Origin of the sequence: Promicromonospora umidemergens (assembly GCF_024171995.1) — a bacterium.
Taxonomy (GTDB): Bacteria; Actinomycetota; Actinomycetes; order Actinomycetales; family Cellulomonadaceae; genus Promicromonospora; species Promicromonospora umidemergens.
This window is the reverse complement of the sequence record NZ_JAMTCT010000006.1, coordinates 195,754-216,463: the sequence shown is the minus strand read 5'-3', so window position 1 is coordinate 216,463 and position 20,710 is coordinate 195,754. Positions and strand designations below refer to the sequence as shown.

Sequence of the window (20,710 nt, the reverse complement as noted above, 5' to 3'; positions counted from 1 at the left end):
GAGGGATCAGGGGAGCCGCGGTGTCCCTGTTCCTCCGTCATCCATTGGCTTCACCGGGACCCTGACACCGAACCCGCCAGCAGTGCAACAGGTCCCGCCGACACCCAGCACCACCGCACAGACACACGATGAGCGGGACCTGTTGCACTGCCGGCAGAACCGATGTCCGAGACGTGCCCCGCGCCAACGGATGACGGAGGAACAGGGACCACGAAGCAGGAGCATGGTTGAGTACACGCCCGCGCGACGAGCCATGATTTACACATCACTTTAGGTCCGCCTCGGACCGACCAGTGCCGACGCGATACAAGCGATGACAGGTAAACATGCAGGTCAACGGGGTTGTGGTCCAACTGCACGTCACGTGGACCAAACCACTGTGCTGAGCCCACCGCTACCGCGTTCCGGACCGAACGAAACGGCCCCTGACCAGCATCTTTGCCGGTCGGGGGCCGTTGTTGTCCCCGGGACCCAGGCAGCACGCCACGGTGCGCCGGAAGGCCTGCGGCTTCACCGTCACGCTGCCGCCTTCCTTGCATCGCCGCCTCTGCCACGACCCCACAAACGGCACGCGGTGACCATGTGGCACTTGAGGGGACCGTACGGGTTCACAGAGGCAATGAAATCTGTCATTGTGGATGTCATGAGTGAGACAACGACCATCACCATTGCACGCGCTACGCGGCAGCGGCTCGCGCACGTCAAGTTCAACGGCAAGCCGCTCAAGACGGCAGACGAGACCGTGGCCGCCCTCATCGAGGAGCACGAGCGCCGCCAGTTCTGGGAAGCCATGGACGCCATCGACCCCGACGAGTACGAGGCCCAGACCCGCGAAGAGGGCGCATGGCCGACCGAGGGTGAGTACGCCGCCGAGGAGCAGATGATCCGTGCCCAGGAGGCCACCGCGTGATCGTCCAGCGCGGTGACGTTATCTGGCTGTCCATGGATCCCACCGTCGGCCGCGAGCAGGCGAAGCATCGGCCGCACCTGGTCTTGTCGAACGCTCGCCAGCACCGGGCGATGCGACTCGCGATCGTGGTCCCCCTGACCGGCACTGATAGACCCTGGCCGACGCGCGTCGAGGTAGAGCCCGGCTCCTACGCGATCTGCGAGCAGCCTCGCACCGTCTCCTTGGAACGCGTCACCCGCCACGACCCGACAGGGCATGACACAACCGCCGTCGCCGCAATCCTTCAGACACTGATCGACCCCACATAGGCATCGTCATGCGGTCTGACGAAGACCCGCCTGGACAGCCGCCAACAGGAGGCCGCACCTGGCCACGGTGGCCGGGCTGCCCCCGAGCTTGTCCCGGTCCAGAGTTCCTCGAGCTGTCACGATGGATCCGGCCGGGAACTGCTGCCAGGTCAGGTCGATCGCAACCGCCGCGTCTCCAGCCCCACACACCGCCGTACGACGTCCTCGCGCTCCACGAAGCCTCCAGCGCTTCGCGCAGCGCGATGAGATCCACAGGGGTCGACGGCACGGCAAGATCGGTCACGCGGGCAGGTTAGCGAGCGACCACCTGCGGCGGGCCAGGTAAGGTCCCGCGCATGTCGCGACTCCCTCAGTCTCGGTCCAAGGTGCAGAAGCTCGAGCCCGACGACGTGGTCGCGCTCGTCTCGCCGGCCAGCTGGAGCGATGAGTCGTGGCTGGCGGAGAGTATCGCCACCATCGAGTCGTGGGGGTTCAGGGCGCGCGTCGGACGTCATGCCACCGACCGGCTCGGGTACCTGGCCGGCGGCGATCGAGAGCGCGCCGCAGACCTCAACGCCGCGATCCGCGACCCAGAGGTAAGGGCCATCCTGTGCCTGCGAGGCGGTTGTGGAAGCCTTCGACTGCTCGCAGACGTCGACACTGATGCGCTCCGTGCCGACCCCAAACCGCTCATCGGGTTCAGCGACATCACCGCACTGCATCAGGTGTGGCGCCGGGCCGGCGTTCCGTCGGTCCACGGGGCCGTCGCAGGGACCCGTATGGACACCGTTCGGCAGCTGCTGGTCGGCGAGCGCGGCGAACCGGTGCGAAGCGACCGCGGCCAGTTCGGTGCGGATCTCACCACCACGGGCACGGCCTTCGGGCCGTTGTACGGCGGCAACCTGGACATGCTGGCCCGCAGTGTCGGCGTCGTCGACAATGACCTCGAAGGCCATGTCCTGCTGCTGGAGACTCATCGGGAGGTCGGTCTCGGGATGGTCGACCGGGCGCTGACCCAGCTGCTGCTGTCGGGCGCGCTCGCGCGGGTCTTGGGCGTTGCGGTGGGGACGTTGGAGGGATTCGAGGAGTACCAGGACCGCGAGTGGACCGTCCTGGACGTGCTTCGTGACCGCCTGGGCTCGCTCGGAGTGCCTGTCCTCGCCGGGCTGCCGCTCGGGCACCTCGAGAATCCGGTGTCTGTCCCGCTCGGGGTCGAGTGTGAGCTCGACGCCGATGCGGGGGCCTTGGCGGTTGCACCGCTGACCGCCTGACTTCAGACCACGTAGACGGCGCCGGCTTCTGTCAGCCCGTCGCCGTACTGGTGATTGATGTCGCTGATCCGCTCGGCTCCGAGCCGTTCGTAGAGCTTGATCGCGGCGTGATCCTTGAGCATGACGTCGAGCGCGACGGCGAGCCCGTGTGACCGCGCGAAATCCCGCGCGGTCTCCATCAGGAGGCGTCCGGCACCGCTGCCCCGGTGGTCAGGATCGACGAAGAGTCTTGCGGGGATCGCCAGCCGATCGACATCCCTGCCGGTGTACTCGCGCCAGGCCAACGCGGCGTCGTCGTCGGGCTGGGCCTGGGTGAGAGTGATCTGCCCGATGGGTTCATCGTCCTGTGCGGCGGTCCAGCTCTGTATCTCGTTGGGGTGGCGTAGCCAGGCCTCGGGATCGGCCACACCTTCCACCGGGTATCCGTCGACGGCATGCACGCGGACGAGAGCGCTGGCGAGATTCGGCAGGTCTTGCTCACGGCGGGGTCGGATCGTCACTGGCATGGAATCAGTACTCCACAGGCATGTCGTAGTCGAGCGCTGAGTGGTCGGCGCGCATGCGGAAGGTGGTCAGTTCGAACGGGAGCTGCCACGACAGCGCGCTGACGGGCTGAATCGCAGTACCGCCTCAACCAGCCTCGCCCGGACGCGCCAGCCACCGCAGCGCGTCCGGCAGCAGGACCCCGGCGTGGTTGGGGTTGCGCCCGCCGTCGCCGAGCACGAGCCGGAAGTCGTAGTCGGCCTCGGCGAGGGCCGCGGCGACCCGCAGGTTCTCCGCGAGCCAGTTGTGGTCGGGCTGGTTCCAGCGCAGATCCCGGTGCCCGGCCTGCATGAAGATCCGGAGGGGCTTGCGGGGCATCAGGTGGATCAGCGCCGGATAGCTGTTGCCGCCCGGCAGTTGCGTGAAGCTGGACAGGAAGCCGGCGACCCGGCGAAACCGGTCCGGGTAGTGCCAGGCCACAGTGAGGGCGCAGCTTCCGCCGCTGCTGCCTCCGACGATGCTCCAACGTTCCGGGTCGTCGGTGATCGCGAACCGCCGTCGGACCTCCGGGACGATCTCTTCGAGGAGGAAGGCGCCGTACCGCCCGCCGAACGAGTCGTACTCGGCGTTGCGGTTCTTGCGCCGGGCGGGGTCCTCGACGTCCTCGAAGACCCCCGGATCGACGAACACGCCGATCGTGACCGGGATGTCGGCGCTGTGCACGAGGTTGTCCAGGACTATCCCACCGCGGACCTCGCCGTCAGGGTCGAGGTACCACCAGCCGTCCTGGAAGAAGACGATTCCGGCGGGCTCGGCCGGGTTGTAGGCAGCGGGTACGTGGATCCAGACCTTCCGCGTGGTCCCGGGGTATGCAGCGCTCTCCCGGTGCAGCTCGATCGTGAAGCCGTGCGGCACCCCAGGCCTGCGTGCCGAGTCAGGACCGTGCTCGTACCGGACGTCCTCCTGGTCGAGCGGGAGCGGAGCAAAGGGTACGTAAGCGGTCACATGGCAAGCGTAGGTCGACTGTCACGCGTCGGGGCAGCGACGGTTCGGGCCCGGCGTCGTCTCCGTGCGAGCGGGTGAAAGAAAGGCCCTTTGACCAGCGCAGACGTCTTGCGCTGCGGCTTGGTCATGGGCTGGACTGGGGCCGCGCCAACCGGCGCTTGCTCCTGTGTCACCGATCGAGCCCACGCCACCCGTGCCGGCAGCTCAGAAGGAGAAGGATGATGACCGAGAACGACGCGGTGCGCGCGGAACGATTCGCGTCCGGCAAGGAGGTCCTCGACTCCGTCCACGACGGCCCCGGCCACAACGTCATCGACTCCCTGGCAGATATCGCCCCCGAGCTCGGGCACCAGATCGTCGCGTGGGGTTACGGGGACATCTACTCCCGGCCCGGGCTGGAGCCCCGGCAGCGGCAGCTGGTGACCCTCGGGATCCTCACCGCCCTCGGCGGCAGCGAGGCGCAGCTCGAGGTGCACGTCGGCGCGTCGCTCAACATCGGCCTGACCCCGGAGCAGATCATCGAGGTCTTCCTGCACAGCTCCGTCTACTGCGGGTTCCCGCGTGCGCTGAACGCCGTCGGCGTCGCGAAGAAGGTGTTCGCCGAGCGCGGGCTGCTGCCGCTGGCCTGATCGTCCCGCCGTCGGGCAGAGCTGGTTGGGCAGAGCCGCCGGAACCCGAGGATCATGGCCGCGGGAGAGCCGCCGCGTCGCTGTGCTCGACCAGCTCGGACCGCTCGCGCCGGAGCCGCTCCACGCCCCAGTCCCCGAGCGGTGCGAGAGCAATGTTGAGCGCCCGGCCGTGCTCGGTGAGGGAGTACTCGACGCGCGGCGGCACCTCCGCGTACACCTGACGGCGGACCAGCCCGTCCGCCTCCATCTCCCGGAGGTGCTGGGTGAGCATCTTCTCGCTGACGCCGGGCAGGCCGCGCCGCAGCTCGGCGAACCGGCGTACGCCGTGCTCGTCGAGCTCCCAGAGGATCAGACCCTTCCACTTGCCGCTGACGACGTCGAGCGCGGCGTCGATGCCGCAGATATAGGGGCCGTTGCGCGGTGAATTCGCCATCGGGCGCTCCTCGTGAGGGTGTGGGACCGGGTACGCACCAGTTTGGTAAGTACCCCAGTAATTAGTGGGTACTTCCACGATCGTACGTCCCTCGCCGAGCATGGTCAGGTACCGACCTACCGAGGAGATCTCCGATGACCGAACCTCAAGGCACCGGCGTCACGGTGCTGGGCCTTGGCGCGATGGGCAGCGCTCTCGCCACCACCCTGCTCGACGCCGGCCACGCAGTGACCGTCTGGAACCGCACCCCCGCCCGCGCCGTCGGCCTGAGCGCGCGGGGCGCGGAGGCGGCGTCGGCGATCAGCGTGGCCGTCACGGCCAACGAGCTGATCATCGCCTGCCTGTTCGACCACGCGTCAGTGCACGAGACTCTCGACCCGGTCGTCGCCGAGCTGCGGGGACGCACGCTGGTGAACCTGACGACCACGACACCGAACGAGGCGCGCGAGCTGGCCGCGTGGGCGGCCGAGCACGGCGTCGACTACCTCGACGGTGCGATCATGGCGACCCCGCCCATGGTCGGCGCCCCGGAGGCGTCGATCCTGTACAGCGGCACCCGGGAGGTCTTCGACGCCGTCCGGCCGGTGCTCGACCGGTGGGCGACGAGCACCTACGACGGCGAGGATCCTGGCCTGGCCTCGCTGTTCGACCTGGCGCTGCTCTCGGGCATGTACACGATGTTCGCCGGGTTCCTCCACGGTGCCGCGATGGCCGGTTCCGCAGGCATGAGCGCCACGGACTTCGCGGCGCGCGCCACGCCGTTCCTCAGCGCGATGACGTTCGCCTTCGCCGACGACGCCCGCGTGATCGACGGCGGCGACTACACGGTCGCCGGTCAGCAGAGCCTGGACTTCTCCGACCTGAGCCACATCGTGCGTGCGAGCGAGGAACAGGGCGTCGAACCGGCACCCATCGCCGCAGTGCAGGAGCTGATCAGCAAGCAGATCGCCCAGGGCCACGGCGCCGAGGCGTTCGCCAGGATCTACGAGAGCCTCCGGGCCGACCGCACAGACAGCACAGACAGCACAGACAGCACAGGCAGCACCGAGCTCACGGAGGCCCACCGATGAACGCACCCGTCACCCTCATCGGCCTCGGCCCGATGGGCCAGGCCATGGTCCACGCCCTGCTGCGCGAGGGCCATCCGGTCACCGTCTGGAACCGGACGCCCAGCCGAGCCGCCGACGTCGTCGCGGCCGGCGCGACCCTTGCCACCACGCCCGCCGAGGCGATCGCCGCGAGCAAGCTCGTGATCCTGAGCCTCACCGACTACCAGGCGATGTACGACATCCTCGGGTCCGCGACGGAGGCGCTCGCGGGCCGCACGCTCGTGAACCTCAGCTCGGACTCGCCGGACCGCACCCGCGAGGGTGCCACGTGGGCGGGGGAGCACGGCGCGCGGTTCCTGACCGGCGGCGTCATGACGCCCGCGCCGATGGTGGGCACCGAGGCCGCGTACGTCTACTACAGCGGCCCGGCCGAGGCGCTGGAGTCCGCCCGGGACGCGCTCACGGCGCTCGGCGCGCCGCAGTATCTCGGCGAGGACCCGGGGCTGGCGCAGCTCATGTACCAGGCCAACCTCGACGTGTTCCTCACCTCGCTCGCGTCGCTCCTGCACGCCACAGCGCTGCTCGAGTCGGGCGGGATCAGCGCGACGAGCGCGATGCCCGAGCTGATCCGGACCCTGGCAGGGACCTCCGAGATGCTCGAGGTGGGCGGGAACCCCGGCGCGGAGGTCGAGTCCGGCGAGCACCCGGGCGACCTCAGCACGGTCACCATGATGGGCGCGACCGCCGACCACATCGTCGCCGCCAGCGACGCGGCGGGCGTGGACACCGGCCTCCCCGCTGCGGTCCAGGCGTACTACGCCTGGGCTCGTGACCACGGCCACGGCGGCGACAGCTGGACCCGGATCATCGACGCCATGCGGCCGCGGGCCAGGTCCGGCGCGGCGGCTCCGGACGGACCTGGCCAGCCCTTGCCCGCCTGACCCGCCCACGTCGGGTGAGAACGGGGTTGTGTTCCTGAGGGAGGGCCTCAGGGACACAACCCCGTTCTCGTGGTCCGCGGGGAACCGGGGGGGCGGCGGGGGCGACCAGTCCGAGGCGGCGCTCGCGTCCCGACGGCGGCTTCAGCTCACCGTCGCCCGGCGGGGCCCACGTGGATCGGGTCCGTCGGGTCGGTGGCTTCCGGGGCGGGCCGGGCGCGCTCGAGGCGCGGCAGGTCGGGGAGCGCGGGGTCCGGGGTCAGGTCGAAGGCCTTGCGGGAGTGCAGCTCGATCATCGCGTCACCGGTGGCGCTCCAGGGGAAGAGCTCGGCGCGGGCGCGGGCGGCCTTGCGTCGCTCGTCCACGTCGCGGTCCAGCACCTCGTGCAGGGCGAGGGCGAGCGCCGCAGCGTCCGGCGCGGCTGCGGCACCGGCGGTGCCGACCACCTCGGGCAGAGCGCTCGACGAGCTGCAGACGACAGGAGTTCCGGACGCCAGCGCCTCGAGCGCCGCGAGCCCGAACGTCTCGATCGGGCCGGGCGCGACGACGACGTCGGCGCAGGTCAGCAGCGTTGCTAGGCGGTCGCGGTCCGGGATGAACGAGAGGAACCGGTGCGGCAGGCCTGCGGCCCCGGCCCGACGGCGCATCTTCTGCAGGAGCGGTCCCGATCCCGCGACGACGAGGCGTACCGGGCGCCCGTCCCGCATGAGCTGCGCGGCGGCGTCGATCGCAAGGTCCGGCCGCTTCTCGGCGGACTGACGGCTCGCGAGCACGATGAGCGCCGTGCCGGGCGGTGCGTACTGGGCGCGAGCCTCTTCCGAGTACCGGTCGGGGCGGAACCGTTCCAGGTCCACGCCCAGCGGCACCCGGTACAACGGCGGGAGCGTGGCCGACCGGGTGCGCGCGGCCAGGCGCTCCACCTCGCCCGCGGCGAACTGGGTGGTGGTCACGAGGCGGTCGAACCGGGTGAGCGTGGCGAGGTTGTACCGGTCGGCGAGGGCCGGCGCCACCGCGGCGCCGAGGGCTGCCGCCTGACCACCCGCCGCCGCGCCGGGAATCCAGGACCGGAGCACGCCGTCGACCCGCTCGTGCAGCATCATGAGCGACGGGACGCCGGCCTCGCGGGCCCAGTCGCCCAGACCCGCGAGCGTGGTGCGGTCGCTCACCTCGAGCCGGTCCGGTGCGAGCGTCTCGAGCAGGCCGCGCATCTTGCCGGGCTGGATCACCGCGCGGTAGCCGCCGGAGAACGGCACGCGCGGTGCCGCCAGGCTGACGACCCGGATGCTGCCCACGAGCGATACCCCGTCCCGTTTTCCCGGCACGACGAGCACAGGTTCGTGCCCCCGGGACAGGTACTGCCCGGCCATGGCGTGCATCGCGGTTCGGATGCCTCCGGACCGGGGGCTGTAGAAGTTCGCGACATGGACGATTCGCAAGTTATACCTCCGCTGATCCGGCTCTCGCGTGCACCCGGATCGCGTCGTCGTAGTGCCCCATGAGCTCGGAGCAGATGTCGTGCCACGTGCGCCCCTCGGCGCGTTCGCGCGCCGCGGTGCCGAAGGCACGCCGCTTGCGCTCGTCACCCACCAGGTCGGTGACACGGGCGCGGAGCGCTTCGTGGTCACCTGGAGAGTACAGCCAGCCGTCGTGGGAGTGCCGGACGATGTCCAGCGGGCCGCCGGCGGCCGGGGCCACCACCGGGACCCCGCTGGCGTGTGCTTCCTGCAGCGTCTGGCCGAAGGTCTCGAGCTCGCCCGGGTGCACGAACACGTCGAGACTCGCCATCGCCCGCGACAGCTCTGGCCCGCGCAGCAGCCCGGTGAAGTGGGCGGCCGGAAGGATCTGCCGCAGGTCTTCCCGCTCGGGTCCGTCGCCGACGATCACGAGGCGCACGCCCGGCAGGTGCTGCACCACGCGCAGCGCCTCTACCTGCTTCTCGGCGGCCAGCCGGCCCACGTAGCCCACGAGGATGTCGCGGCCGGCGCCGACCCTGCGGCGCCAGGCCTCGTCCCGGAACTGCGGGTGGAACGCCTGGGTGTCGACACCCCGGCCCCACAGCCGCAGGTTGGGGATGCCGTGCTCCTCGAGCTGCCGCATGGTCGCGGTGGACGGTGCGAGCGTCATCGTCGCGCGTTCGTGGATGTCCTTGACCCGCTTCCACAGCAGCGGCTCGAAGCCGCCCAGGCCGTAGCGCGCCGCGTAGCCGGGAACCTCCGTCTGGTAGACCGCGACGCTCGGCAGCCCCAGCCGCTCGGCGGCGAGGATGCCGCGCCAGCCGAGGATGAACGGCGACGCCAGGTGCACGACGTCGGGCGCGAACGTCGCAAGGGTGCGCTCGGTGCGCCACTTCTTGCCGACGACCAGCCGCACGTCCGGGTACCCGGGAAAACCGATCGAGCCGAGCTCGACGACGGGGGCGCCGCTGACGAAGGGCGGGACATGACCGATGGACGCGTCGGCGTCGGGCGCGAGGACCATCGCCTGGTCCCCTCGCGCATGCAGGTGCTCGAGAACCCGCAGGACGGAGTTGGTGACCCCGTTGACCTGCGGGAGGAAACTCTCCGCAACGATGGCTACTCGCACGTTACGAACCTGCCGGTCGTCGATGTCCGGACGAAGTCTGCCGTGCGGCGAGTCGGGGAACGGGTGGCGTCGAGACGGTTACCGCTACACACGATGTCACGTCCTTGACCGTAGCGGAGCCACCAGGCACCTGGCATGGGGAACACCCCTGAACAGACCCTCAGTCTGCGCCGGCGACCGACCGGCGGCTCCGGAGGACCTGCACGAGTCGTACTACCGCGCCGACCAGCAGCGCCACGAGCAGGACGTTGCGCACGGCGCCGACGGTCGTGGCCAACGGCCAGCCGCCGAGGAACTCGCCGTACCGGAGCGGGTAGAGCTCCATGGTGAGTCGCGCGACGAGGAGGGTGCCGAGAGCGGGCAGGAACCAGGTGCGGCGGGTGCCCTGGCTGCGGCTGCCGAGGGCGATCGCGGCCGCCATGGGAGGCCCGATCCAGGCGATGAACTGCGGCGATCCCACCTTGTTGAAGACGATGAGGGCCAGCAGCTCCGCGGCGGCCCCGAGCAGGAGGATGTCGCCGACGCGGTCGGGCCGGCGTCGGGCGGCCCACCAGGTGAGCGCCGCGAGCAGGACCGCGGCGACCGGGAGCGCGACGTCGAGCGCCTGTGCGACGGCGTCGGCGCCCTCGCCGAGCACCTCGTAGGTGTAGATGACGTCGTCGTACTCGACCTGGATCGAGGAGTCCCAGAGCCTGGCCACGGTGAACGGGGTGGCGGCGACGGCCTCGACCTGCAGCTGGCGTTCGCCCTGCTCGCCGAACACGTCGAGCACGTTGTCCTGCCCGCCGCCGGCGAAGGCCACGCCGACGACGACCGCGCACACCGCCGCACCGGGCAGCACGACGTTGCGCAGGAACGTCCTGGCGCCTGACGCCGTCGCGGCCAGCGCGAGCGCTACCGCACCCGGGGCGATCTTGATCCACGCGCCAACGGTGGCGAGCGTCATCGCGAGCGCGGGCCGGCGGGACGCGACCAGGAGCGCGACGAGGATGATCGGCGCGAGCAGGCCGTCGAGCCGCCCGATCCAGATGGGCCCGAGCGACACCAGGAAGGCCAGCCAGAACCAGACGGCGGCGCGGCCGTGCGGGCGGGCGCGGCCGAGCAGCAGCACGGCGACGGCGTTGGCGACCGTCACCAGGCCCATCCACACCCAGTAGTAGCCGTTCGTCGAGTCGGCGAGCAGCGCGGGGACCGCCATGGGCGCGAGGGCGCCGATCGGGTATACCCAGTCGTAGTCGAAGACGGGCCACCACCCGTCGTTCATGCCGGTGCGGACCCACCACTCGTACAGGTTCACGTCGCCGAGGATCTGCCCCCCGAAGACCCAGGCCTGCAGGATGATCCAGGCGTGGGCCAGGACGAACCCGATCCAGAGGGCCGGCCAGGAGGAGAGCACACGGGTGACGGACCGCAGGATGTCCTTGCCCACGGCCTTGGGCGTTGTCGAAATGTCTGACGCGCTCGGCACGGCCACATCCTCGCACTGATCCGCGACGGCGTCGGCAGCCGGTCGGCAAGCGTGCGAATTCGGGCATCCGCGAGTTAGAGTTCGGGTAACCGAACTTCTGGAGAACAGATGACCCGCACCGTCGCAGGGCCTCGTGCCGGCCGCGCCCGCCTCTTCGTCCTGCTCGGCCCCGCGTTCGTGGCGGCCATCGCCTATGTGGACCCGGGCAACGTGGCCGCGAACCTCACCGCCGGGGCCCGGTTCGGCTACCTGCTCGTCTGGGTGCTCGTCGCGGCGAACGCGATGGCGGTGCTCGTGCAGTACCTGTCGGCCAAGCTCGGCGTGGTGACCGGCCGGTCGCTGCCGGAGGTGCTGGGGGAGCGGCTGCCCCGTCCAGCCCGCCTCGCCTACTGGGTGCAGGCGGAGATCGTGGCGGCGGCGACCGACCTCGCCGAGGTGATCGGCGGCGCCATCGCTCTCCACCTGCTGTTCGGCGTGCCGCTCGTGCTGGGCGGGATCATCACCGGGGTGGTGTCCCTCCTGGTCCTGGCGGTGCAGCAGCGGCGGGGGCAGCGGGCCTTCGAGGGCGTCGTCACGGCGATGCTCGCTGTGCTCACCGTCGGCTTCTGCGCCGGGCTGTTCTTCTCCCCGCCTGACCCGGCGGCCATGCTGGCCGGCCTGGTGCCCCGCCTGGCCGGTGCGGACTCGGTGCTCCTGGCCGCCTCCATGCTCGGCGCCACGGTGATGCCGCACGCCATCTACCTGCATTCCTCGCTCGCCCGGGACCACCTGCACGCGCCGTCGACGTCGACGCCGCGGATCCTGCGCGCCACGCGGATCGACGTCGTGCTGGCGCTGGTCCTGGCCGGGAGCGTGAACATCGCGATGCTCCTGCTCGCCGCGGCGAACCTGCCCGGCAGGGAGGGGACCGACACCATCGAGGGCGCGCACGCCGCGATCGCCGGCACGCTCGGGCCCGTGGTGGGCGTGCTGTTCGCCGTCGGGCTGCTCGCCTCCGGGCTCGCGTCGACGTCCGTCGGGGCGTACGCGGGGGCAGAGATCATGTCCGGCCTGCTGCGGGTTCGCGTGTCGCTGCTCGCCCGCCGCGTGGTCACGCTGCTGCCCGCGATCGTCCTGCTGATGACCGGGATCTCGCCCACCTGGCTCCTCGTGGTCAGCCAGGTGGTGCTGAGCTTCGGCATCCCGTTCGCGATGATCCCGCTCGTGCGGCTCACGCGGGACCGCGAGCTGCTCGGCGAGCACCGGAACGCGCTGACCACCCAGGTGCTGGCCTGGGTGGTGGCGGGGGTGATCGTGGCGCTGAACGTCACGCTGCTCTACCTCACCTTCGTGGGGTAGCCGTCCGGCGAGCTGGTGCTACCTCGCCGGACGGCTACCCCGGCGAACGGCTACCGGTCGAGGTACGCGACGTCGCCGTTCGAGCTGCTGATCTCGACCGTGCGCTCGGCGTCCGGGTCGATCGGGCCCTCGATGGTCTCGTCGCCGTTCGACGTGCTCATCGTCAGGGCCACGGGTTCGCCGTCGCCGGTCACGGTGACGTCGCCGTTGCTGGTCTCGGCGTCGATGCTGCCGCCGACCGCCGAGATCTCCACGGACCCGTTGCTGTTGTTCGCCGAGGCGTCTCCGGTCACCGAGTCGATGGTGATCCGGCCGTTGGTGGTGTCCGCGGTGACGGAGCCCTCGACGCCGACGACGGAGACCCGGCCGTTCGACGTCGAGGTCTCGACGTCGCCCTGCGAGGACGTGATGTCGACGTCGCCGTTGCTGGAGTGCGCGGTCAGGGGGCCACCGATGTCGGTGGCCTCGACGGCGCCGTTGCTCGTGTTCAGGGACACGTCACCGGCCAGGCCGCTCGCGACGACGTCGCCGTTCTCCGTCCGGATCACGACCTCCGTGCCGGCCGGCACGGTCACGTCGAGCTCACCCGAGCAGCGGGGCAGCGCGATGGCCCACCCGCACCGGTGCGTGATCTCCAGCCGGCTCGCGGACTCGTCCGCCGAGTACGTGGGCTGCCGGAGGCCGCTGTGCGCTATGGCGTCCACCTCGATGCCACCTTCGGCGGCATGGACGGTGACGTCGCCGTCGGCCACGAGCTCCACGGAGTCCACGGCGTCGTACGACCGGTGGGTGGTGGTGGTCTGCGACATCGTCAGGTCGACGAGGAACAGCGCGCCGAGGCCGACCACCACGACGGCGATGATCACACCGACCGCCGTCAGGACGCGCCCGGTGGTGCTGCGGCGCGGCGGGCCCGGCGGGTACGCGGCGTCCTGGGTGCGGGGCCCTGGCTGGGCGTACGGCCCGGGCGGCTCTATGGCGTCAGCGGGCACCGGGGGGTTCTGGGGCTGCGGCTGGTTCATCAGCGGGATCCGTTCTGGTCGAGCCAGCGCAGCACGGCGAGCACCCTGCGGTGGTCGTCGGTGGCCGGCGGGAGGCCGAGCTTGTTCAGGATGTTGGTGACGTGCTTCTCCACGGCGGCCAGCCCTACCACGAGGCGGTCCGCGATGGCGGCGTTGGAACGTCCCTCGGCCATCAGCGCGAGCACCTCGCGCTCGCGCCGGGTCAGGACGTCGAGGTCGGACCCGGGGTGCCGGGCCATGATCTGGGTGACCACCTCGGGGTCGAGGACGGTCCCGCCCCCGGACACCCGGGCGACGGCGTCGAGGAACTCGTCGACGTCGGCCACGCGGTCCTTCAGCACGTAGCCGAGGCCACGTGCGCCACGTGCGAACAGCTCGGTAGCGTAGCTCTGCTCCACGTACTGCGACAGCACGAGGACGGGCAGGTCCGGGTGCAGGCTGCGCAGGTGCACCGCGGCGCGCAGCCCCTCGTCGGTGTGCGACGGCGGCATCCGGACGTCGGTGACCAAAAGGTCGGGCAGCCCGGCGTCGGGCGTCGAGAGTGCCCGGACGAGCGCGTCCGCCGTGCCGTGCCCCGTCACGGTGTGGCCCTCGGCGACCAGCAGCCGGGTGAGGCCGTCCAGGAGGAGGACCGAGTCCTCCGCGATCACGATGCGCACGGTACCTCCACTGTCAGGCGGGTGCCCTTTCCGGGCGGGCTGTCGAGCTCGAACGTGCCGTCCAGGGCGGCGACGCGGCCGCGCAGGCCCTCGAGCCCGCTGCCGGGCGATCGCTCGGCGCCGCCCCTGCCGTCGTCGGACACCGTGATGCGCAGGCGTGCCGGACGGTCCTCGGGCACGAGGCGCGCTCGGACCCAGGCGGATTCCGCCCCGGCGTGCTTGGCGACGTTGGTCAGTGCCTCTGCGACCACGAAGTACGCGGCGGCCTGTGCGGCGGAGCCGGCCGAGGTGAGATCACCCGTCACCTCGACGCGGACCGGTACGGGGCTGCGCCCGGCGAGCGCGGAGAGCGCTGCGTCCAGCCCGCGGTCGGTCAGGACGGCGGGGTGGATGCCACGGACCAGGTCGCGTAGCTCGGCGAGGGTCTCCTTGATCTCGCGGTGCGCGACCTCCAGGGCGGCGACGGCATGCTCGGGGTCCTTGTCGGCCAGCCGGCGGGCCACCCCCAGCTCGACGCCGAGCGCGACGAGGCGCTGCTGCGCGCCGTCGTGCAGGTCACGTTCGATGCGGCGGCGCTCGGTGTCGGCCGCGGAGACCGCCGCCGTGCGCGACTCGGTGAGGACCACCGCCCGTTCGCGGGCGGTGTGCGCGGCGGCCTCGGCGAGACGCGTCTCCTGCTCGGCGACGGCGGCCCTTGCGCGGGCGACGTCGGCGGCGGACGGGCCCAGCAGGTTCGTCGCGAGCCGCACCATCAGATAGGACCCGTACTGCGCGAGCGCGGCGCCCGACCACACGAGCACGACGGCGCCGGCGAGGGCCCCGACGACGACGGCGGGCCACGACAGGCCGGACCACTGCGCGAGGGCGCTGCCCCGGCCGAGCGCCACGAAGAGGACCGCGGCGGCGGCACCGGCGACCAGGCCTGTGGTGATCGCGAAGAACACCGTGCTGACCAGCATCGCGAGGAAGGCGTAGAGCGTCGCGGCCCAGGCGCGCCCGTCGCGGGCCGGCGCCCACAGCCTCGACCAGAAGCCGCGCCGGGCGGGGGCCGGTGGCAGCGGGGCGGGGATGGTGACCCCGGTCTGGTTGGTGAGGCGGGCCCGCTCGGCCGTGCCGAACCAGCGCGCGGCGGTCAGGAGCAGGGCGAGGAGCGGCACGCTGACGCCGAGGGCCGGGACCAGGCCTGCCGCGACCACGACCATGACCCACAGGACCAGGCCGCCCGTGAGGTGCCAGATCCAGCCGACGGCCAGGGCGGCGAAGGCGCGTCCGGTGGCGGCGTCGTACGGGGCCCGGAAGAAGGCCTGGCCCGAGACGAGCGCGGGCGCGACGCGGTCTTCGATGGTGCGGGGCTTGGCAGGCTGCGTCGGGCCGTCGTCGCTGGTCATGGACATGACACTAGGCCGACACGCGACCCAGCGACATGCTGTGGTCCCACGACGCGAGGGTCGGGTTTCCCCTACCGCCGCATGCTGGTCGAGCGCCTGTGCGGGGCTCGACCAGCGGGTGGGTCAGGCGAAAGCGCTCGTGCCCGTGATCTCGCGGCCGATGATCAGCGCCTGCATGCTCTCTGTGCCCTCGTAGGTGTGCAGGGCCTCGATGTCGGCGAAGTGCCGCGCCACGCGGTTCTCCAGCAGGATGCCGTTGCCGCCCAGCAGGTCCCGCGCGATCGCGGCCACCTCGCGCGCGCCGCGCGTGCACGTGTACTTGGCTAGCGAGGCCTGCGGGCCGCTGAGCTGCCCCGCCTCGTCCAGGCGCGTCAGCTGCTTCACCAGCAGCTGCATCTGCGTGAGGACCGACAGCATCTTCGTCAGGCGCTCCTGCACCATCTGGCTCGCCGCGAGCGGCCGGCCGAACTGCGTGCGCTGCTTGGAGTAGGCGACGGCGGCCTCGTAGCAGGCGATGGCCTGGCCGACGGCGCCCCAGGCGACGCCGAGGCGGGTCGCGAACAGGACGCGGCCGGTGTCCTTGAAGGAGCGGGCCTTCGGCAGGAGGCTGTCGGCCGGGACGAACACGTCGTCCAGCACGATGTGCGCCTGGTGGATCGCGCGCAGCGAGATCTTGCCCTCGATGGTCTTCGCGTCGTACCCGGGGGTGTCCTGCGGCACGATGTAGCCGTGGACCTGACCGTCCTCGCCGCGAGCCCACACCACCGTGATGTCGCCGATCGAGCCGAAGCCGATCCACTTCTTCTCGCCGTTGATGACGTAGCCCTCTACGCCGTCCCGCGTCGCCTTGACCGCGGAGGTCTCCAGGCCGACGGAGTCCGAGCCGTGCGTGGGCTCGGTCAGCGCGAACGCACCGAGGATCTCGCCGCGGGCCATGGGACCGGCGTACTTCTCGATCTGCTCGTCGGAGCCGAGCATCACGATCGAGCGCAGCGCGAGGCCACCCTGGACGCCGCAGATGGTGGTCACCGAGCCGTCGCCGCGCGACATCTCCATCGCGGCCAGCCCCTCGGCCATCTTGGAGATCTTCGGGTAGCCGGGCACGTCCACGCCGTCGCGCAGGAAGTCCAGCTCGGCCATGCGCTTGACCAGGTCCATCGGGACCTCGTAGCGCTCCCAGTAGCCGTCGATCACGGGCAGGACCTCGTCCTGCACGAACTGGCGGACGGCGAGCTGCCAGGCCCGCTCGTCCTCCGTCACGTCGGCGAAGGCGCCGGCGAAGTCGATGTCGAGCGGTTGCGAGACGTCGTAGTCGGGCGCCGTCACCCCGGGAGTCTGAGTCATGCCTCCCATGGTGCGCCGGTACCCGATCTCAGGTCAAGCGATACTACGTCTCACGCCGTCTCGCTCGAGCGGGTATCGGCGTGGCGGCAGACACGCCCGTGGGCCCATGCCTGCGGCCGGGTCCGCACGCGTTCGCCCGACGCCGCCGCGCGGCGCACCTCGAGCTGGAGGTACTGGTCCTGGGCGGCCTCGGCGACGGAGTACGGCGGCGGCGCCCCGTGCAGCACGTGGTCGGCCATGTCGGCGACGATGCGGGCGATCGACAGCTCGTCGTCGGGCAGGCGGGCCGGGCGGAACGCGTTGCGGTACAGCCAGTCGCCGTCGAGCGTGTAGCCGCGCAGGAACAGGCCCTCGTGGCTGCCGGCCCCGCCCGCGGCCACGCGCTCCAGCGTGGAGCGCCGGGGGAGGCCGTCGGCACCGACGTGCCGCACGACGTCGTCGCGCAGCTCGCCGCGCTCCCCGCGGACCAGTAGTGCGGGGGAGCGTACCCAGGAGCGGTACTGGACGTCGTCGAACTCGTAGGTGCCCAGCCGGTCGCCGAAGTCGAGCCACGCGGTCGCGTGCACGGTGTCGACGAGGGCCAGGTCCTCGGGGTCGCCCGCTCGGCTCGGGCTGGGCAGCACCCGGCGCGCGTCGCGCCGCGCGGTGATCTCGGCGTCCTCGAACCTGACGCCCAGGGCCCGGCGCAGCAGGCTGAGGCCGTGATAGTCGTGCGCCACCGCGACGTGCGCGTCCGTCACCGTGCCCAGCAGGCCGGATCCCGCGACCGCGAGCTGCGCCCCGGCCAGCGGCTCCAGGTGGTACTGCTCGGCGACGTGCACGCAGGCGCCGTCGTCCACGAGCCGCTGCAGGGCCGCCAGCTCCTCGAGCGTGCCGGCCGCCGGCGTCTCCGTCAGCACGGGGACGCCCACCGCGGCGAGGTCGCGGATCACCGGCTGAGCAGCACCGGCGGGCAGGGTCAGCAGGACGACGTCGGGCCGGCCGCCGGCGAGCAGCCCGGGCACCGAGGTGTAGGCGGGCGCGGGCAGGCCAGGCAGGCCGGCGGCCGGCAGGCCGCGCCTCCCCAGCTCCGCGCGGTCCGCGGCGTTGCGGGTCGCCACGCCGACCACCTCGAAGTGGTCCGGCAGCGCCTGCAGCACGCGCAGCATGGTGCGGGCGCGGAAGCCCGAGCCGACGATCCCGATCCTGGCGGTGCGCTCCTGTGCCGTCACGGGGGCCGACGGTACGCGATCAGGCCGCGGCCACCACCGCGTCCGGTGCAGCGCTCTCGCGGCGGCTGATGCGCCACCACGCGAAGAAGCCGAACAGGGTGAACAGGCCGTAGATCACGTACATCATGGCGGTCGCCCAGTACCCGGCCGAGAACAGCAGGGGCACGCCCACGAGGTCGACCGCCACCCAGATCAGCCAGAACTCGACCCAGCCCTTGGCCATGCCGTACGTGGCGAGCACGGAGCCCATGAAGATCCACGCGTCCGCCCAGACCGGCTCGTACGAGCCAAGGGTCCGGAAGAGCGGGGTGAGCAGCAGGGTGCCCGCGAGCATCCCGGTCACGAGGCCCACGCGGGCTCGCCACGAGGCCCAGCGGGGGTGCACGGCCACCGTGCCGACGCCGCCCAGCCGCCGCGTCTCGCGCCAGCGGTACCAGCCGTAGACCGAGACCGCGATGAACATGATCTGCCGGCCGGCCTGGCCCAGCATGTCGGCGCGCGTCGCGTCGCCGAACCACGAGCCCATGAAGACGGTGAAGAGCAGGACGTTCCCGACGATGCCCACCGGCCAGGCCCACACCTTGCGGCGCAGGCCACCGAGCGCGGACGCGAGCCCGAACACGTTGCCGATGACCTCGCGCCAGTAGATCTGCTGGTCGGCGACCAGGAACGTCGCATCGTAGGCGGCGCGGAACCAGTCCATGTCTCTTCCCTCTCCGAAAGTCCGCACACGGGGACTCCGGGGTGAGGGCCGGCGCGCCACAAGGCGCCGACGACGGCGCGGTGACGGCACCCCGAGGGGTGACGGCGCGCGCCGCACGTGCTTCCTCCCATCCGGACTTTAACCGTCGGTCCTGGAATCTCACCAGGTCAACCGAGCCTCTCCCGAAGGAGCGACCCGGGTCGCGGACTATCACCGCCGGCTCGGAATTTCACCGACCCCGGAGCACGTGTGCATCTGCTGCACGTTGACTGTCGGAACACAGGATGCCACGGCACCATTCCCGCGCGGCACGCCTGTCCCGCCAGGTGTCAGGCGAGCGCCTCCCGGACGGCGCGGGCCACCTCGTCGGGCCCCGCCCCGCCCTCGACGACCGTGACGACCACGCGGCGGCCGACCGGGGTCCCGCCGTCGGGCAGCGGGTGGGCGGCGGTGCCGAGGACGGCAGCCCGCCGCAGGTCGGCGAACGCCTCCTCGAGCTCGGGCCGCAGCTCGAGCGACGGCGTGCGCAGCCAGCGACGCAGGATCGCGTTGTGCACGGCGACGACGGAGGCTGCGAACGCTATCGACGCCGTGGACGCCGAGCGCTCCGACGGCAGCGTGTCGCGCAGGTAGTGCGTGAACGCCCGCTCATAGCGGTGCGTGGTGATCAGCTCCCGGTCGCGCAGGGCAGGGACCTGCTGCAGCAGGGCGTACCGGGCGAGCGAGGTGTCACGCTGGCCGACATGGTGGTCGAACACCATGCGTGCGGCGCGACACACCTCGAGGTACGGGTCGACGTCGGGGTCCCAGGCGCGGCCGAGGTCGTGCCCGGACTCCTCGCTGGCGCGGGCGTCGGGGCGGGTGGCGGCGAGCATCACCACCACCTCCTCGAGCAGCAGCTCGTGGTCGGCGAAGACCACGTCTTCCTTCGAGCGGAACCGGCGGAAGAACGTCGCCCGGCTGACCCTGGCGGCGTCGGCGATCTCCTCGACGGTGGTCCCCTCGTACCCCTGCCGGGTGAACAGGTCCACCGCAGCGTCTACTGCCTGCGCGTGCGTGTGGGTACGGACGGCGGTCATGCCAGGCAGGCTACCCCGTGCTCGCGGGACCGCGTGAAGAGTCCTTGAGCGATACCTCGTGTTCATGGCGCTAACTTTCCCGCCCCGCGATCTTCCCGGACCGCAGTCTGCGCAGGTAGCGCACCTCGCGGACGGCCATCAGCAGGGCGAGGCCACCGGGTACCGCCGACCACGGATGGCCGAGCACGACGCCCACCAGGCACACCAGAAAGATCACCCCACCGCCGACGACGGTGGCGAGACTTTTCCAACGGATCCCGGTCACGCAGCGAGCGTAGTCTGCTGAGCATGACCGAGACCGCTGCCAAGCCCGTCGTCGACGTCTACGTCGACCCCATGTGCCCCTTCGCGTGGATCACGTCCCGCTGGGCCCTCGAGGTGGCCCGGCTCCGCGAGGTCGATCTCACCTTCAAGCTCATGAGCCTGTACCTGCTCAACAAGGACAGGGACATCGACGACGACTACCGGGCGCGCATCGAGAGGTCACGGGGCATCGGCCGCGTCGCCGCCGCGGTCCAGGCCGACCACGGTCCCGAGGCGTTCTCCACCTTCTACACCGCGGCAGGCACCCGGATCCACGACCAGCGGAACAAGGACTTCGACGCCGTGGCGGCCGAGGCGCTCGCCGAGGCGGGGCTGCAGGCAGCTCTCGCCGGGGCCGCGGAGTCCGAGGACTACGACGCGGCGCTCGCGGCCTCCCACCAGGCCGGCATGGAGCCCGTCGGCGACGACGTCGGCACGCCCACCATCCACGTCGACGGCGTCGCGTTCTTCGGCCCGGTGCTGACGCGCATCCCGCGCGGCGAGGAGGCGGCTGCCCTGTTCGACGCCTCCGTGACGCTCGCGCGGTACCCGTACTTCTACGAGATCAAGCGTTCCCGCACCACAGAACCGTCCTTCGCCTGACCCC

The 20,710-nt window shown here is 71.4% G+C and carries 22 protein-coding genes and 1 riboswitch; of the genes, 8 read left to right on the top strand and 14 right to left on the bottom strand.

Annotation, left to right across the window (positions count from 1 at the left end):
- Positions 1-643: 643 nt before the first annotated feature.
- The 3 genes from APR04_RS12930 (at position 644) to APR04_RS12920 (ending at position 2,468) form a co-directional block, all read left to right on the top strand.
- Entirely contained in the window at positions 644-910 is a 267-nt protein-coding gene (locus APR04_RS12930; RefSeq protein ID WP_253870857.1) for a hypothetical protein, read from the top strand.
- Positions 907-1,218, top strand: coding sequence for a type II toxin-antitoxin system PemK/MazF family toxin (locus APR04_RS12925; protein WP_253870856.1), 312 nt, complete (start codon positions 907-909; stop codon positions 1,216-1,218). The genes APR04_RS12930 and APR04_RS12925 overlap by 4 nt, the downstream gene beginning before the upstream one ends.
- A gap of 335 nt (positions 1,219-1,553) precedes the next feature.
- Positions 1,554-2,468, top strand: coding sequence for a S66 peptidase family protein (locus tag APR04_RS12920; protein ID WP_253870854.1), 915 nt, complete (start codon positions 1,554-1,556; stop codon positions 2,466-2,468).
- 2 nt (positions 2,469-2,470) lie between these two features.
- On the opposite strand, the gene APR04_RS12915 is transcribed toward APR04_RS12920, so the two are convergent.
- Positions 2,471-2,974: a GNAT family N-acetyltransferase gene (locus APR04_RS12915; protein ID WP_253870852.1), complete on the bottom strand. Its 504-nt coding sequence runs from the start codon at positions 2,972-2,974 to the stop codon at positions 2,471-2,473.
- A gap of 124 nt (positions 2,975-3,098) precedes the next feature.
- Positions 3,099-3,956 (bottom strand): alpha/beta hydrolase, encoded by an 858-nt coding sequence (locus APR04_RS12910; protein WP_253870850.1) that lies wholly within the window; start codon positions 3,954-3,956, stop codon positions 3,099-3,101.
- A gap of 221 nt (positions 3,957-4,177) precedes the next feature.
- Between APR04_RS12910 and APR04_RS12905 the strand changes: the two genes are divergently transcribed.
- Entirely contained in the window at positions 4,178-4,585 is a 408-nt protein-coding gene (locus tag APR04_RS12905; RefSeq protein ID WP_253870848.1) for a carboxymuconolactone decarboxylase family protein, read from the top strand.
- 52 nt (positions 4,586-4,637) lie between these two features.
- On the opposite strand, the gene APR04_RS12900 is transcribed toward APR04_RS12905, so the two are convergent.
- Positions 4,638-5,018: a winged helix-turn-helix transcriptional regulator gene (locus APR04_RS12900; RefSeq protein WP_253870846.1), complete on the bottom strand. Its 381-nt coding sequence runs from the start codon at positions 5,016-5,018 to the stop codon at positions 4,638-4,640.
- A gap of 134 nt (positions 5,019-5,152) precedes the next feature.
- Here APR04_RS12900 and APR04_RS12895 point away from each other — a divergent pair, with 134 nt between their 5' ends.
- Together APR04_RS12895 and APR04_RS12890 are read left to right on the top strand one after the other, a co-directional pair.
- Positions 5,153-6,088: an NAD(P)-dependent oxidoreductase gene (locus APR04_RS12895; RefSeq protein ID WP_253870844.1), complete on the top strand. Its 936-nt coding sequence runs from the start codon at positions 5,153-5,155 to the stop codon at positions 6,086-6,088.
- Positions 6,085-7,008, top strand: coding sequence for an NAD(P)-dependent oxidoreductase (locus APR04_RS12890; RefSeq protein ID WP_253870842.1), 924 nt, complete (start codon positions 6,085-6,087; stop codon positions 7,006-7,008). Before APR04_RS12895 ends, APR04_RS12890 begins: the two co-directional genes overlap by 4 nt.
- 146 nt (positions 7,009-7,154) lie before the next feature.
- Here the strand turns inward: APR04_RS12890 and APR04_RS12885 are convergent, their stop codons facing one another.
- The 3 genes from APR04_RS12885 to APR04_RS12875 form a co-directional block, all read right to left on the bottom strand.
- On the bottom strand, positions 7,155-8,441 hold the full coding sequence (locus tag APR04_RS12885) for a glycosyltransferase (protein ID WP_253870840.1): 1,287 nt from the start codon (positions 8,439-8,441) through the stop codon (positions 7,155-7,157).
- Between the two features lies 1 nt (position 8,442).
- Complete coding sequence (locus APR04_RS31010) at positions 8,443-9,588, bottom strand: glycosyltransferase family 4 protein (RefSeq protein ID WP_253870838.1); 1,146 nt, start codon at positions 9,586-9,588, stop codon at positions 8,443-8,445.
- Between the two features lie 160 nt (positions 9,589-9,748).
- Positions 9,749-11,056: a glycosyltransferase 87 family protein gene (locus tag APR04_RS12875; RefSeq protein WP_253870836.1), complete on the bottom strand. Its 1,308-nt coding sequence runs from the start codon at positions 11,054-11,056 to the stop codon at positions 9,749-9,751.
- Between the two features lie 108 nt (positions 11,057-11,164).
- Between APR04_RS12875 and APR04_RS12870 the strand changes: the two genes are divergently transcribed.
- Positions 11,165-12,394 carry an Nramp family divalent metal transporter gene (locus APR04_RS12870; protein ID WP_253870834.1) on the top strand — a complete coding sequence of 410 codons (1,230 nt, stop codon included), beginning with the start codon at positions 11,165-11,167 and terminating at the stop codon, positions 12,392-12,394.
- Positions 12,395-12,444: 50 nt separating this feature from the next.
- Here the strand turns inward: APR04_RS12870 and APR04_RS12865 are convergent, their stop codons facing one another.
- The 8 genes from APR04_RS12865 to APR04_RS12830 all read right to left on the bottom strand — a co-directional run bounded on the left by APR04_RS12865 (position 12,445) and on the right by APR04_RS12830 (position 20,065).
- Entirely contained in the window at positions 12,445-13,416 is a 972-nt protein-coding gene (locus APR04_RS12865) for a DUF4097 family beta strand repeat-containing protein (protein ID WP_253870832.1), read from the bottom strand.
- Positions 13,416-14,075 carry a LuxR C-terminal-related transcriptional regulator gene (locus APR04_RS12860; protein WP_253870831.1) on the bottom strand — a complete coding sequence of 220 codons (660 nt, stop codon included), beginning with the start codon at positions 14,073-14,075 and terminating at the stop codon, positions 13,416-13,418. The genes APR04_RS12865 and APR04_RS12860 overlap by 1 nt, the downstream gene beginning before the upstream one ends.
- A complete protein-coding gene (locus APR04_RS12855; RefSeq protein WP_253870829.1) occupies positions 14,063-15,463 on the bottom strand; it encodes a sensor histidine kinase in 1,401 nt (466 codons plus the stop codon). The genes APR04_RS12860 and APR04_RS12855 overlap by 13 nt, the downstream gene beginning before the upstream one ends.
- 123 nt (positions 15,464-15,586) lie before the next feature.
- Positions 15,587-16,807, bottom strand: a complete 1,221-nt coding sequence (locus tag APR04_RS12850) for an acyl-CoA dehydrogenase family protein (RefSeq protein ID WP_253870827.1) — start codon at positions 16,805-16,807, stop codon at positions 15,587-15,589.
- Between the two features lie 50 nt (positions 16,808-16,857).
- The gene (locus APR04_RS12845) at positions 16,858-18,018 is read right to left on the bottom strand and encodes a Gfo/Idh/MocA family protein (protein ID WP_253870825.1); all 1,161 of its coding nucleotides are present in this window, start codon (positions 18,016-18,018) and stop codon (positions 16,858-16,860) included.
- Between the two features lie 19 nt (positions 18,019-18,037).
- Entirely contained in the window at positions 18,038-18,721 is a 684-nt protein-coding gene (pnuC, locus tag APR04_RS12840) for a nicotinamide riboside transporter PnuC (RefSeq protein WP_253870823.1), read from the bottom strand.
- Between the two features lie 113 nt (positions 18,722-18,834).
- Positions 18,835-18,972: riboswitch (FMN riboswitch) on the bottom strand.
- 78 nt (positions 18,973-19,050) lie between these two features.
- Positions 19,051-19,800: a TetR/AcrR family transcriptional regulator gene (locus APR04_RS12835; protein WP_253870821.1), complete on the bottom strand. Its 750-nt coding sequence runs from the start codon at positions 19,798-19,800 to the stop codon at positions 19,051-19,053.
- Positions 19,801-19,870: 70 nt separating this feature from the next.
- Positions 19,871-20,065: a hypothetical protein gene (locus APR04_RS12830; RefSeq protein ID WP_253870819.1), complete on the bottom strand. Its 195-nt coding sequence runs from the start codon at positions 20,063-20,065 to the stop codon at positions 19,871-19,873.
- Positions 20,066-20,088: 23 nt separating this feature from the next.
- On the opposite strand from APR04_RS12830, the gene APR04_RS12825 reads away from it, so the two are divergent.
- Positions 20,089-20,706 carry a mycothiol-dependent nitroreductase Rv2466c family protein gene (locus tag APR04_RS12825; RefSeq protein WP_253870817.1) on the top strand — a complete coding sequence of 206 codons (618 nt, stop codon included), beginning with the start codon at positions 20,089-20,091 and terminating at the stop codon, positions 20,704-20,706.
- The last annotated feature ends 4 nt before the right edge of the window (positions 20,707-20,710 follow it).